Annotated in this window: 11 protein-coding genes; 5 read left to right on the top strand and 6 right to left on the bottom strand. The window is 71.5% G+C overall.

What is annotated here, in order from left to right; translation table 11 throughout:
* Positions 1 to 125: 125 nt before the first annotated feature.
* On the top strand, positions 126 to 1,622 hold the full coding sequence (locus tag AKJ13_RS14635) for a glucan biosynthesis protein (protein WP_050734001.1): 1,497 nt from the start codon (positions 126 to 128) through the stop codon (positions 1,620 to 1,622).
* A gap of 66 nt (positions 1,623 to 1,688) precedes the next feature.
* On the opposite strand, the gene AKJ13_RS14640 is transcribed toward AKJ13_RS14635, so the two are convergent.
* From AKJ13_RS14640 to AKJ13_RS14655, 4 genes are all read right to left on the bottom strand, one after another.
* On the bottom strand, positions 1,689 to 1,889 hold the full coding sequence (locus AKJ13_RS14640) for a hypothetical protein (RefSeq protein WP_007560314.1): 201 nt from the start codon (positions 1,887 to 1,889) through the stop codon (positions 1,689 to 1,691).
* A 123-nt stretch (positions 1,890 to 2,012) separates the two neighbouring features.
* Positions 2,013 to 3,485, bottom strand: a complete 1,473-nt coding sequence (gene zwf / locus AKJ13_RS14645) for a glucose-6-phosphate dehydrogenase (RefSeq protein WP_050734002.1) — start codon at positions 3,483 to 3,485, stop codon at positions 2,013 to 2,015.
* A gap of 550 nt (positions 3,486 to 4,035) precedes the next feature.
* Positions 4,036 to 4,323 (bottom strand): GIY-YIG nuclease family protein, encoded by a 288-nt coding sequence (locus AKJ13_RS14650; protein WP_050734003.1) that lies wholly within the window; start codon positions 4,321 to 4,323, stop codon positions 4,036 to 4,038.
* A 444-nt stretch (positions 4,324 to 4,767) separates the two neighbouring features.
* Complete coding sequence (locus tag AKJ13_RS14655; RefSeq protein WP_050734004.1) at positions 4,768 to 5,610, bottom strand: SDR family NAD(P)-dependent oxidoreductase; 843 nt, start codon at positions 5,608 to 5,610, stop codon at positions 4,768 to 4,770.
* A 163-nt stretch (positions 5,611 to 5,773) separates the two neighbouring features.
* Here AKJ13_RS14655 and AKJ13_RS14660 point away from each other — a divergent pair, with 163 nt between their 5' ends.
* Positions 5,774 to 6,952 carry an endo-1,4-beta-xylanase gene (locus AKJ13_RS14660; protein ID WP_050734005.1) on the top strand — a complete coding sequence of 393 codons (1,179 nt, stop codon included), beginning with the start codon at positions 5,774 to 5,776 and terminating at the stop codon, positions 6,950 to 6,952.
* A gap of 134 nt (positions 6,953 to 7,086) precedes the next feature.
* On the opposite strand, the gene AKJ13_RS14665 is transcribed toward AKJ13_RS14660, so the two are convergent.
* Positions 7,087 to 8,256, bottom strand: coding sequence for an acyltransferase (locus AKJ13_RS14665; protein WP_050734006.1), 1,170 nt, complete (start codon positions 8,254 to 8,256; stop codon positions 7,087 to 7,089).
* Positions 8,257 to 8,468: 212 nt separating this feature from the next.
* On the opposite strand from AKJ13_RS14665, the gene AKJ13_RS14670 reads away from it, so the two are divergent.
* The 3 genes from AKJ13_RS14670 to AKJ13_RS32280 all read left to right on the top strand — a co-directional run bounded on the left by AKJ13_RS14670 (position 8,469) and on the right by AKJ13_RS32280 (position 10,842).
* A complete protein-coding gene (locus AKJ13_RS14670; protein ID WP_050734007.1) occupies positions 8,469 to 10,088 on the top strand; it encodes a L,D-transpeptidase family protein in 1,620 nt (539 codons plus the stop codon).
* Between the two features lie 160 nt (positions 10,089 to 10,248).
* Positions 10,249 to 10,524 (top strand): AbrB/MazE/SpoVT family DNA-binding domain-containing protein, encoded by a 276-nt coding sequence (locus AKJ13_RS14675; protein ID WP_244471609.1) that lies wholly within the window; start codon positions 10,249 to 10,251, stop codon positions 10,522 to 10,524.
* A gap of 87 nt (positions 10,525 to 10,611) precedes the next feature.
* Complete coding sequence (locus tag AKJ13_RS32280; protein ID WP_200905639.1) at positions 10,612 to 10,842, top strand: hypothetical protein; 231 nt, start codon at positions 10,612 to 10,614, stop codon at positions 10,840 to 10,842.
* Positions 10,843 to 10,950: 108 nt separating this feature from the next.
* Here the strand turns inward: AKJ13_RS32280 and AKJ13_RS14680 are convergent, their stop codons facing one another.
* Positions 10,951 to 13,626 (bottom strand): bifunctional acetate--CoA ligase family protein/GNAT family N-acetyltransferase, encoded by a 2,676-nt coding sequence (locus AKJ13_RS14680; protein ID WP_050734009.1) that lies wholly within the window; start codon positions 13,624 to 13,626, stop codon positions 10,951 to 10,953.
* Between the last annotated feature and the right edge of the window lie 68 nt (positions 13,627 to 13,694).

Below are 13,694 nucleotides of genomic sequence, written 5' to 3' on the forward strand. Positions count from 1 at the left end.
CCGTCCTGACCGCGGCCGCCGGCAGTATTGTACCTAGCGCTATAGATCTGAATGGCGCCCGAACATGGGCCGGGGCGGCGCTTCAGCCGCAGGGCCCGGCGCCCGGGGCCGCGCAGGACGGTGCGATGACCTTCGAGACCCTGACGGCCGAGGCCGAGCGCCGCGCGGCTGCGCCCTACGCGGCCCCGCCCACCGACCTGCCCCCGGCGCTCGCGGACCTCGATTACGACGGCTATCGCCACATCGTCTTCCGGCCCGCCGAGAGCCTCCATCTCGGCCGCCATTTCAGCGCGCAGCTGTTCCACCGCGGCTTCCTGCAGCGCAAGCGCGTGGCGCTCTACCTGCAGCCGCGCGGCGGCGCGGCCCGACCGATCCCCTACGAGAGCCGGCTGTTCGACTTCGGCGGACGGCTCGCCGGCCAGAGTTTTCCGGCCGATCTCGGCTTCGCGGGTTTCCGCCTGCACTACGCCTTCCCGGAGACGCCGGCCTGGCGGCCCAAGGGCTTCCAGGAGGAGTTTTTGGTGTTTCTCGGCGCCTCCTATTTCCGGCTGCGCGCCGCGGGCCAGGAATACGGGCTCTCGGCCCGCGGGCTCGCCATCGGCACCGGGGCGCCGGAGGGGGAGGAGTTTCCCGATTTCACCGCCCATTGGCTGTGCGAGCCGGAGCCGGAGGCGCGCAACCTCACGGTGCTGTCGCTCCTCGACAGCCCGAGCGTCTCCGGCGCCTACCGGTTCGTGATCACCCCCGGCGACCCGGCCCGGATCGCCGTCACGGCGGCGCTCTATCCCCGAAAGCCGATCCCGCGACTGGGGCTCGCGCCGCTCACCAGCATGTTCCTGTACGGCCAGAACGGGCCCGGCGCCCGGGACGCCAAGCCGTTCGACGATTTCCGCCCGCAGGTGCACGATTCCGACGGGCTCTGCGTCGCCACCGCGGCCGACCGGCTGTGGCGGCCTCTCATCAACGGCCGCAAGCAGCCGCAGATCTCGGCCTTCGCGGCGAAGCCCCTCGCGGGGTTCGGGCTGCTGCAGCGGGAGCGGAGCTTTGCCGCCTATCTCGACGTCGAGGCGCGCCAGGAGGCCCGGCCGGGCCTGTGGGTCGCGCCCGAGCCGGGGGGCGCCTTCGCGGAGGGCGCCGTGCAGCTCTATGAGATTCCCTCGGCCGAAGAGTACATGGACAACATCGTGGCGGCCTACATGCCGGCGGCGCCGGTGCAGCCGGGCGCCGCCCTGCGCCTTGGCTACACGCTGACCACCGTGGGGGCGGAACCGGCGGAGGCGATCCCGCAACCGGCGCTGGCCCGGGTCACCGAGACCCGATTCGGCTCGGCCGAGCGCCTGCGCCCGATTGACCCGCCGAACCCGGCCCGGCGGCTCTGCGTGATCGATTTCGAGGGGCCGTCCCTGCCGAAAGGCGCGGACGAGGCCGTTGCCGCCGAGGTTTCGGCCAGCGCCGGCACGCTCCACGAGCCGGTGGCCAACTTCGTGCCGCAGACCGGCGGCTGGCGCATCTACGTGGAGTGGCGCCCGCCCCAGCCGATGCCGGCGGGGGATATCGTCCTGCGCGCGCGGCTGGTGCGCGGGACGACCCCGTTGAGCGAGACGTGGGACGCGGTGGTGTGACCCGAGCGGGAGAGGGGACCCGTGCCAATCTCGCGAACGATCCGCCGGCGCGGGGCCTAACACCCCTCAGGCGCTGCGCCGCTCGCGCTCCAGGCGCTTGGCCAGGCGGGTGGCGCCGTAGACCTCGCTCAGGCGGCGGCGGGCGGCGTAGACCGGCGGCGCCTGCCGCTCGACATGGGCGGCCGCGATGACGCGCAACGCGGAGTCGACCGAGCGCTCCAGGCGGCGTTCGGCCGAGACGGCGAAATCCTGCTTCGAGTCCAGCATGCGATGATCCCTCGTGCGAGGCCGGGCCCGCCCTCTCGCGGGGCGGTGTCCGGCGGCATGGGGCAGCTTCGGCATCCGGCTTGACCGCATCAAGGCAGCTTGGCCGTAAGCCGGGGCATGGTGTTACCGCAGCTCCTCGTGCCAGGTCCGGCCGTCGCGCTCGATCAGCGCGATGGCGGCGGTGGGCCCCCAGCTCCCGGCCGGATAGGGCCGCGGCGCCTCCGGGCGGTCGGCCCAGGCCTTGAGCACACCGTCGGCCCAGGCCCAGGCGGCCTCGACCTCGTCGCGGCGCATGAACAGAGTGGCGTTGCCCCGGACCACGTCCATCAGCAGGCGCTCGTAGGCGTCCGGGTAGCGCTGCTTGAAGGTCTCCTCGAAGGAGATGTCGAGGTCGGTCGGGCGCAGGCGCAGGCCGCCGGGCCCCGGGTCCTTGGTCATCACTTCGAGCTTCATGCCCTCCTGCGGCTGCAGGCGGATGACAAGGCGGTTGGGCTCGCGCCCGAACGCCTCCTCGGGGAAGATCGAGAAGGGCGAGGCCCGGAACTGGACCACGATCTCGGACAGCTTCTGGGGCAGGCGCTTGCCGGTGCGCAGGTAGAACGGCACCCCGGCCCAGCGCCCGGACTGCACCTCGAGCTTCATCGCCACGAAGGTCTCGGTCCGGCTCTCGTGGCCGAGCTCGGTCAGGTAGCCCTCCACCGGCTTGCCGTCGACGGCGCCCGCCACGTACTGGCCGCGCACGGTCACGGTCTGGATGTCGTGGGCGGTGATCGGCTTGAGGGCGCGCAGCACTTTCAGCTTCTCGTCGCGCACGGAGTTCGCTTCGAGGTTGAGCGGGCTCTCCATGGCGGTCAGGCACAGGAGCTGCAGCATGTGGTTCTGCAGCATGTCGCGCATGGCGCCCGACGTGTCGTAATAGCCGGCCCGGCCCTCGACCCCGACCGTCTCGGCCACGGTGATCTGGACGTGGTCGATCACGTCCGAGGTCCAGAGCCGCTCGAAGATGGTGTTGGCGAACCGCAGGGAGAGCAGGTTCTGCACCGTCTCCTTGCCGAGATAGTGGTCGATCCGGAAGATCTGCGATTCGGGGAAGACCTCGCCGACCGCGTCGTTGATCGCCTGGGCGGATTTCAGATCCTTGCCGATCGGCTTCTCCAGCACGACCCGGGATTTCGGCCCGATCAGGCCGTGCTCGGCGAGGTTGCGGCAGATCGAGCCGTAGAGGTCCGGCGAGGTCGCCAGGTAGTAGGGCCGCACCTGGTCGGGCCGCTCGCCGAGCTTGGCCGCGAGGTCGGCCCAGCCGCTCTCGCCGGCGCCGTCCACCGCCACGTAATCCACGTGGTCGAGGAATTTGTGGAGCACGTCCTCCGTCAGGTCGGAGGCGGGCACGAAGCGCTTGAGCGCGTCCCGGGCGTGCTCCCGGAACGCGTCGGTCGACAGGTCCGAGCGCGAGGCGCCGATGATTCGGCTGGTCTCCGGGATTTGCCCGTCCCGGAACCGGTAGAACAGGGCCGGCAGCAGCTTGCGCGCCGTGAGATCGCCGGTGGCGCCGAACACGACGCAGTCGAACGAGGCAACGGGGATGATCGTGGCCAAAAGAGCGGCTCCCTGGTGTCGTGCGCGGTTGCAGCGCGGCGCGCCGCACTGACCTAACCTGGGTGCAAACGCTTCGCCAGACGAGGGGCGGCCGTCAGCAAGGCCCGCGGCGCATGCCTTCGGTCGAAGGGCTGAACGCCAGCCCGGTCCGAAGCAGGCCCGCCCTTGCGAGCGCAGCGAAGCAACCCAGGGAGCCGCGCGGCACATCGATCCGCTCGACCGAACGGACGAGATAAGGCGCGGGTGAGACGCGAGGCCGAGCGCTCCCACCAGCAGCGACGCTGCCGGGAGCGGAATTTCGGCACAAGCCGTTTTCCGTCCGCGCTTTGAACATCCTCCGTCGCGGAGCCCTGGGTTGCTTCGCTCCGCTCGCAATGACGGTGACATTTCTCATCCCGCCATAAATTCCTTGAACACTCCGGCGCAAAACCCAACCCACCAGCGTGGCGCAATCCAGCGGAGGCCTGAGACGCCCCGCGCGCGCGATGACGCCCATCCCGTCATTGCGAGCGCAGCGAAGCAACCCAGGGAACCGCTGCGCATAAGAGCGTCACGCGAGGCCGGGATACAGATCGCGCCAATCCGGGTTCATCGCCTCGATCAGGGCGAGCTTCTTCTTCCGGGAGCCGCCCTTGATCTGCTTCTCGCGGGCGATGGCCTCGCTCATCGTCGGGTAGCCCTCGTACCAGACCAGGAGCTTGCATCCGTAGCGGCGCGTGAAGCCGGGATGGAGGGCTTCGCGGTGCTCGTAGACGCGCCGGGACAGGTCCGCGGTGACGCCGGTATAGAGCGTCCCGTTGCGGCGGCTGGCCATGATGTAGACGGCCGGCGCGCGCATGGTGGCAGTCCCGTCCAGCAGAACGATCGGCCGCGCGGAGCCCTAGGTTGCTTCGCTGCGCTCGCAATGACGGGATGGGCGTCACTATGCGTCGCGTGAGGCGTTTCAGGCCGGCGCTGTCGGCGCGAGCATGCCTCCGCTGGATTGCGCCATGCTGGTGGGTCGGGTTCGGAGCCGGGATTGCGCGGCGGCGTTCAGGAAAATCACGGTGGGGTGAGAGCGTCCACCGCCCTTGCGAGCGGAGCGAAGCAACCCAGGGAACCGCGCGGCACATGGTTCCGCTCGACGGAACGAATCCGGAGAGAGGCGGATCGCGAAGGGCCCCACCTACAGTGCCGCTGCCCGGAGCGGGATTTCGGCACAAACCGTTTTCCATCCTCGCTTGAACCATCTCCCGTCGCGGAGCCCCAAGTTGCTTCGCTGCGCTCGCAAGGACGGTGGCGCTTACTCCGCCATGAACCGCCTGAACGCCTCGGAGAAGTCCGGGTGCCAGCGCGACAGGGCGGGCCGGTTATCGATGATGTCGCCCGCGGCCCAGGCGATCCGCTTTTCGTCCTGCGCCCGGCTGGTCTCGTTGTCGGGGCAGAGGATGTAGAAATCGCCCGCCGCCAGCCGCTCCAGCAGGAACGACACCGTCTCCTCCGGCGTCCAGGCGCCCGCCGGCTTCTCGGCGACGCCGCGGGCCTTGGTGAGGCCGGTATAGACGAAGCCCGGGATCAGCAGGTGGGCAGTGGTCCGGCATCCCTCGTGGCTGCGCAGCTCGTGGGCGAGCGCTTCGGTGACCGCCTTCACCCCCGCCTTCGAGACGTTGTAGGGCGCGTTGCCGGGCGGCGTGGTGATGCCCTGCTTCGAGCCGGTCACGATCACGGCGCCGGGCTTGCCCCCCTCGATCATGCCGGGCGCGAAGGCGTGGATGCCGTTAACCACGCCCCAGAGGTTGGTGCCCAGGATCCGCGCCCAGGTCTCGGCATCCGAGAACAGTTTTCCGCCGGCCTCGATCCCGGCGTTAAGCATGACGAGGGCGGGCGGGCCGCCCCGCGCGACGGCCGCCGCCAGGGCCTCCACGGCGCCCCGGTCGGAGATGTCGGTCGGCATCGCGCGGACCTCGACGGCGGCGAGTTCGGCCACGGCCGCGCGGGCGGCGTCGAGCGCCGGCCCCGGCAGGTCGGCGAGCCAGACATTCATGCCGGCGCGCGCGAAGGCTTGCGCAGCGGCGAGCCCGATGCCGCTCGCGGCCCCGGTGACGACGGCGCTGCGGCCGGGGCTGATGGCGGGGTGCTGGCTCATGGCAGGTCCTCGTCTGGATGGCGCCCTTCAGATGGGGCGAGCCCGGATGAAGGCGAGTTGATGCACCGGATCGGACGGAGGCCCGCCCGCAGACTCAGCGGATCGTAACCGGATCCGCCACATGCTCTGATGCCGGTGATCTCACCGAACCCGAGGATGCGGCATGCCGATCTGTCCGAGCCGCCGGTCCGTTCTCGCCGGGATGGCCTGCGCGGGGCTCGCGCCGGCCGCGCAGGGGGCCGCGCCTACCGGCTTCGGGCCGCTCGGCCGCCCGTCCTGGTCGAGCGACAGTCTCCAGGCGGCGGCTGCCGCGAGGGGCCTGCTCTACGGCTGCGAGGTGCCGTTCCACCGCTTCGACGCGACGCCGGCCTACCGGCAGGCCGTGGCCCAGGAATGCGGGATCCTGGTTTGCGGTACCGAGATGAAGATGGAGGAGGTGCTGCCCGCCCCCGGCCGCACCGATTTCGCCCGGGGCGACGCGATCCTGCGGTTCGCGCGGGCGAACGGCCAGCGGATGCGCGGGCACACGCTGGTCTGGCACGCCGCCCTGCCGCCCTGGGTCGCGCCGCTGCTCGGCCGGGCGAGCCCCGTCCAGGCCGAGGATTTCATGCGGCGCTGGATCGAGACCGTGGCCGGCCACTACCGCGGGCAGATCGTCGCCTGGGACGTGGTCAACGAGATTTTTGGCAACGAGGCCGATCCCGACCGGGGCGGAGGCCTGCGCGATTCCCCCTGGCTCGCCGCGATGGGGCCGAGCTACGTCGACCGCGCCTTCCGGATCCTGCACGAGACCGACCCGGCGGCCGCCGGCACCTGGAACGAGGACGCGGTCGAGCAGGGTGCCCCCTGGATGGAGGCCAAGCGCACCAAGGTGCTGCGCCAGCTCGAGGCGATGCGGTCGCGCGGCGTCCCGATCCAGCGGTTCGGGCTGCAATCGCACCTGACCAGCACAGTGCCGATCGACCAGGGCCAGCTCCGGCGCTTCCTGCACGAGATCGGCCAGATGGGGCTGGGGATCGCGGTCACCGAACTCGACATCGACGACCGGGCCTTCCCGTCCGACGTGCCGACCCGGGACCGGATGGTGGCCGATTTCGCCCGCCGCTACCTCGACGTGGTCCTGGCCGAGCCCGCCCTGCTCGACGTGCTCACCTGGGACATCTACGACCCCGACACCTGGCTGAACGATCACGTCTACCGCAAGCGGCCGGACGGCCTGCCCCAGCGGGCGCTGCCGCTCGACGCGCAGTTCCGGCGCAAGCCGCTCTGGCACGCGATGCAGGCCTGTTTCCGGGCGGCGCCGGACCATACGGTCGCGCGGGAGAAGCTCAGGCGGGGGTGATGCCGGTTCGGCTTTGTCAGTCTTCAGACACCAGCGGACCACCCGGAGGCCCCGGGCGAGGCGCGGGTCCCCGCTCCCGTGCGGGAGAGGGACAGGGTGAAGGGCGTGCCCGTTCCGGAAGACCCTGTAATCCCTCACCCCAACCCTCTCCCGCTCGGGAGCGGGGGCCGTGTCGCGCTCCGCATGGGATCGTGTGAGCGCCCCACGGTCCCGAGAACGGGCTCCGGCGGGTGATCGGCCAGCAGCCGGCGGCGCAGGCGGGCGCAGGGGCGCTCGACCAGCCCGTACATCCCCCAGCACCAGAGCAAGGTCAGCGGGAAGGCCGCCAGCATCAGCGTCAGCCCGTGCAGGCCCGGCGCCAGGTTCAGCACCAAAGCCACCACGGCCATGTGGGCGAGGTAGAAGCTGTAGGACCAGAGGCCGAGCTGGCGCATCGGCCGGGCGGAGAGCCACCGCACCGCCCAGCCCTCCCCGTGCAGCAGGAAGGCGAAGGGCACGAACAGGGCCGCGCTCTGGAGGGTGTAGCGCAGGGTCTCGCGGAAGGCGGGATCGCGCACGGCTAGGGTCAGCAGGATCACCGCGAGGCTCGCGGCGACAGGCCAGAGCGTCGGGCGCCAGGCCCGGTCGGCCGGGATCACCGGGTTGTTCCACAGGCCGAGGCAGCAGCCGAACAGGATCGCGTCGATGCGGGTGTGGGTCCAGGAATAGTTCAGGCTGTAATCGGGAAGCCGCCAGACGTTGACGCAGCGGATCGCCAGGACCGCCGCACAGATCCCCAGGCAGGCCAGCGCCGCCCGGCGTGGCTGCAGGCGCCCCAGCCACAGGAGGTAGGCCAGGGGGAAGACCAGGTAGAAATGCTCCTCGATGGCGAGGCTCCACAGCGGCACCGGCAGCACCGCCTCGGTGCCGAACAGGCCGGGATAGTTGGTCAGGAACAGGACCTGGCCGAGCAATGCCGCCGGCTCCACCCGCATCCAGTCGAGCAGCCCCGCCGCATAGAGCGCCCCGGTGGCCGCGAGGGTCAGGTAGAGCGGCGGCAGGATCCGGAGGCTGCGCCGCAGGTAGAAGGCGGCGAGCGAGACCGTACCGGTGCGCCCGCGCTCGATCCGCAGCAGCGTCGTGATCAGGTAGCCGCTGAGGAAGAAGAACACCGTGACGCCGAAGCCTCCCGGCACCACGTGGCTGTAGCCGCAATGGGCCGCGAACACGATCAGGATGGCGAGCGCCCGCACCCCATCGAGTTGCGGCAGGTAGGGCATCGCGCTCAGGCTCTCCCCGGTGCGCTGGGATCCGGAATCCGGCATGGCGGCGGCTGTTCGTCCTTCACGGCACGGCCCCGCAGGGTGCGCCCTCTCCGCGCCAACCGATATCGGCGGACGGCTCCGGGCGCAGCGCCCCTCGCCGGATGGTGAATACCGGTCCCGGCCAGCGCGATCCATCGGAGGAGATTGGTAACCGTACCGGCCCATCATCCCGCCCGACCGCGCCGCCCCGGGCGCCGTCGGGAGTGTTGCGTATGGTCCCGGCCCGTTTCCGCCTGTCCGCCCGCCTCGGCGCGGGTCTCTCGGTGCTGGCGCTGCTCGGCGGCCCCGTCGGCGCGCTGGCGCAGGTGGCCCCGGCCGGACCCGCGGCTGCGCCGGCCCCGCCGCTCGCCGTCCCGGCGGCGGTGCCGCCGGCTCCCGATCCGTCGAAGAATGCCGAGCCGAAGCCCCAGGATTCGGCGAGGAATCCCGAACCCCGGCCGAATGACGCGAAGAGTGCCGAGGCCAAGCCGCCGGAAACGCCGAAAAAATCGCGCGAACCGGCGCCGCTGGTCTACGCCAAGGTCTCCTCCGACCCGACCCCGACGCTCACCGCCCGCACCTTCCTGGATACGCTCAAGGTCGCCGACCGCTACGCCGCCTTCGCGGAGGCCGGCGGCTGGGAGCGGCTGCCTGACGACCTCATCCGCCTGAAGCCCGGGGAGCGCAGCCCGGCGATCCCGTCGCTGCGCCACCACCTGACCCTCACCGGCGACCTGCCGGTGGACGCGCCGCCCAGCGACCGGCTCGACCCGCCTCTGGTCGCCGCGATCGCGGCGTTCCAGGCGCGCCACGGCCTGCCCGACAGCGGCATCCTGGGCCGGCTCACGATCAACGCCCTGAACGTGCCGGCCGCCACCCGCCAGCGCCAGCTCGCGGCTTCCGCGGCCCGGCTGATGGGCTCGAAATTCCCGTTCGGCGAGCGCTACGTCGTGGTCAACATCCCCTCAGCGAATGTCGAGGCGGTGGAGAACGGCACGGTGGCGCGCCGCTACGTCGCCGTGGTCGGCTCCCCCGACAAGGCGACACCCACGGTGGAGACCCGAATCACCGACATCAACTTCAACCCGACCTGGACCGTGCCGGCCTCCGTGGTGAAGAACGAGATCATCCCGCAGATGCGCAAGAACCCGGGCTACCTCGCCCGGAACCACATCCGCATCCTCGGGCCCACCGGCGAGGTCGACCCGACCAAGATCGACTGGGCCGGCGACAAGGCGGTGGCCTACACGCTGCGCCAAGATTCTGGCTTCGACAATTCGCTCGGCCAGGTGCGGATCGACATGCCGAACCGCTTTGCCGTCTACATGCACGACACCCCGGCGAAATCGCTGTTCGCCGCCGCCGTGCGCTTCCACAGCCACGGCTGCGTCCGGGTCGGGCAGGTCAAGGAGCTGGTCGGCTGGCTGCTGCAGGGCACCGACGGCCCGAACGGGCCCGGCACGAGCTGGGGGCCGATCGAGATCGAGACCGGCATCGCCGACGGCGAGCGCCGCGACATCAAGCTGGTCAAGCCGGTGCCGGTGACCTTCGTGTACCTCACCGGCTACGCCACCCCGGACGGGAAGGCGCATTTCCGCGACGACATCTACAACCTCGACACGCCGCCCCCGGCACCGGAGCCCGCCGCCACGGGCGCGATCCCACCGGCCGGCGCCGCGCAGCCCGCGGCGACGCCCAAGCCCGCGGCGGTCAAACCGGCTGCGCCCAAGCCGGTTGCGCCCAAGCCGGCTGCGGCGAAGCCCACTCCTGCCAAGCCGGCGGCCAGCAAGGTGACGACTGCGAAGCCGGCTATCGAAGGGGGCAATCCGGACGCGTCCCAGCCGCCGCGCTGAAAGGCGGCTCTTTCACCAGACAACTTAAGGAGGCCGTCGCGGTGATACGCCTCGCGCGGCCTGGAAAGCCGCGCGCCGACCGGACAGGACTTTCCCTTTCGCGCCGTCATCGGGCATCATGGCGGCGCGCGGCCAGCGTCCGGCGATGCGGACGGGACATGTGTCGGGCCGCGATCCGGAATTCGGCATGGCTTCGCAGTTGGCAAAGATCGAGGCTGGTGGGACGCTCGTCATCCCGGCCGATTTCCGGCGGGAACTCGGGCTTGCAGCCGGTGACACCGTCATGGTGGAATTGGCCGAGGACGGTCTGCGGGTCCGCTCCTTGTCCGCCGCAGTCAGGGAAGCGCAGGCCATCGTCCGCGACTTCGCCCCGGCCGATCGGAGCTTGGCCGATGAGCTGATCGCGGAGCGTCGGACCGAGGCGGCGCGTGAGTGAAGCCTTCGTCCTCGACGCCTCGGCGCTGTTCTGTCTGCTTCATGCCGAAATGGGAGCCGAACAGGTTGCCGAGATCCCCCCCAATCCGTGATTGGTGCGGTAAATCTGTCCGAAGTCTATGGCAAGTTGGCCGAAGCTGGCGGAACGGAAGCGCAGATTGCGCAGGCCCTTGGCGTCCTCCACCTTGCAGTCGAACCGTTCGACGGCGAGCAGGCCCGGATTGCCGGGACTCTGCGTTTGCCAACGCGGTCAATCAGGCTCTCGCTCGGCGATCGATCTGCCTCGCTCTGGCAAAGCAACGCCAATCGATTGCCGTGACGACGGATCGGGTCTGGAGCCGGCTGCCGCCCAATCTCGGGGTCGCTATCAGGATCGTCCGTTAGCGCCCGATCCGGAAAGACGACGGCTACTCGGGGGTGCCGCTCCCTACCCAACCCCAAGCTCCAGGTTCACCTTCACAAGCCCCGGATCCTCCGGATCCCGCCCCTGCGTGAACCCGAGCCGGCGGCAGACCGCCAGCATCGGGCGGTTCTCGGCCAGGACCATGCCCTCGACCCGGCCGATCCCCTCGGAGCGGGCCCAGTCGATCATCAGGCGCATCAGCGCGAAGGCGAGGCCGGTGCCCCGCGCGTCGCGGCCGACCGCGATGGCGTATTCGCCGCTCTCATGGTTGGCGTCGGCGTGCAGGCGGACGGCGCCGAGCATGCGCTCGCGTCCCTGCGGGTCGACCTCGGTGGCCACGAAGGCGATGGCCCGGGCGTAGTCGAGCTGGGTCAGCCGCGCCAGGAAGGCGTGGCTGAACTCGCGCACGGGGCCGAAGAAGCGCAGGCGTAGGTCCTCCGGGTCGAGGCCCTTGAAGAAGGCGAGGAACAGACCCTCGTCCTCGGGGCGCACCGGGCGCACCCGGATCGTCCGGTCCTTGAGCTTGAGGGTGCGGACCCATTCGGCCGGATAGGGACGGATCGCGAAGCGCGGGTGGCCACGGCCGTGGCGTCCCCGCTCCGCGCGCCCGATCCGCACCCGCGCGTCCAGCGCCAGCACGCCGGTCTCGTCGGCCAAGAGCGGGTTGATGTCGAGCTCGCGCACCTGGGGCAGGTCGGCGGCGAGCTGGGACAGCTTCACCAGGGTCAGGGCGATCGCCCCGATATCGGCGGGCGGCACGTCGCGGTAGCCTTCGAGGCGCCGGGCGACCCGGGTGCGGCCGATCAGGTCGCGGGCGAGCGCGAGGTCGAGCGGCGGCAGGCCCAGCGCGCGGTCATCGATCACCTCCACTGCCGTGCCGCCCCGGCCGAACACCACCACGGGGCCGAACACCGCGTCCTCGGCAAGCCCCGCGATCAGCTCCCGGCGCTGGCCCCGGCGCACCATCGGCTGCACCGCGAAGCCGGTGACCCTTGCATCCGGCCGCTCCCGGCGGGCGCGGGCCAGGATGCTGCGCGCGGCCTCGCGGACATCGGCCTCGCTGGTCAGGTCGAGATGGACGCCACCGATATCAGATTTGTGCACCACGTCGGGCGAGACGACCTTCAGCGCCACGGTGCCGCCCGCCGCGATGATCGGCCAGGCGGCGGCCGCGGCGGCGTCCTGATCGGGGGCGAGGGTGATCGGCACGGTCGGGATGCCGTAGGCCTCCAGCAGCCCGTTCACGGCGATCGGATCGAGCCAGGCGGCGCCCTGGCGCAGGGCGGCGGCGATGATCGAGCGCGCCCGGGCCATGTCGGGGGAAAAGTCCCGCGGCAGGGAATCCGGCGTGCGCATCAGGTCGTCCTGCGCCTCGCGGTAGCGAACGAGGTGCAGGAACCCCTCGATTGCTTCGGAATCGGTGGTGAAATGCGGGATGCCGGCCTGCGCGAAGGCCGCGCGCGCGGCCTCGACATCGCCGAGCGACACCGCGAAGACCGGTTTCTTGCGGGTCTGGCCGGCGCGGGCGCGCTTGACCGTGTCGGCGATCGCCCCGGCCACTGCGCCGGCATCGGACCGGACCGTGGGGACGTGGATCGCCAGCACCGCGTCGCTCGCCCGGTCGGCGAGCAGCGGTTCCAGGGCGGCCGAGAAGGCCGGGCCGCCGGCATCGATGCCGAGGTCGATCGGGTTGCCGGCCACCCGGCCCTCGATCTCGGGGATCTCCGCCAGGATGCCGGCGCGCTCGGTCAGCCGGTCGGCGGCGAGCAGGCCGATGCCGCGGCCGTTGGTCAGGATCGCCAGCCGGTCCCCCGGGAACGGCCGCTGGCGCCCCAGCGCCTCGACCGCCGAGAACATGCCGTCGAGATCCTGCACGGCCAGCAGGCCGGCCCGCCGGAAGGCCGCGGCATAGACCGCGTCTGGCCGGGCGAGCGCTCCGGTATGGGTCACGGCGGCCCGGGTGTCGGGGCGGTGGCGGCCGGCGCGCAGCACCACCACGGGCTTGGCGCGGGCGGCGGCCCGGGCCGCCGACATGAACCGGCGGGCATCGGCCACGCGGTCGAGGCAGAGCAGGATCGCCCGGGTCCGGTAATCGGCGGCGAAATAGTCGAGGCAGTCGGCCACGCCGATATCGAGCACGCTGCCGAGCGACAGCACGGCGGAGAAGCCGGTCCCGTGCCGGGCGGCCCATTCGACGATGGCGGCCGCCACCGTGCCGGATTGCGAGATCAGCGCGAGGTCCCCCGCCGCCGGGGCGTGGGCGAACAGGCTGGCATCGAGCTTGGCGCCGGGCACCGCCAGGCCGGCGCTGTCAGGTCCGAGGAGGCGCAGCCCCTGCGCCCGGGCGATCCGGTGCGCGACCGGGCCGGGATCGTCCGGCCCGCGGCCGAGCCGGGCGGTGAGGATCACGGCTGCCCCTGCGCCGATCGCGGCGGCCTGGGCGACCACCTCGGGCACGCTCGGCGGCGGCACCGCGATCAGCACGAGATCCGGCACCATCGTGAGGTCGGCGACCCGCGGCACGCAGGGCAGGCCGTCCACGGAATCGTGATCGGGCTGGACCGGCAGGATCGCGCCGGGAAAGCCCGCCCGGCGCAGGCTGTCGAGCACGCTGCGCCCCAGGGAGCCCTCCCGCGCCACGGCCCCGACCAGCGCGACCGAGTGCGGCGCCAGGAGCTTGTCGAAGCGGTAGGTGCTCACGGCGCCGAAGGCTTGAATCTGTGCGCGCGCATGGGGTGCCCCTCGCCCGGGGTGACGCGCGCGGCCGG

It is taken from the genome of Methylobacterium sp. ARG-1 (assembly GCF_001262595.1).
GTDB classification, from domain to species: Bacteria; Pseudomonadota; Alphaproteobacteria; order Rhizobiales; family Beijerinckiaceae; genus Methylobacterium; species Methylobacterium brachiatum.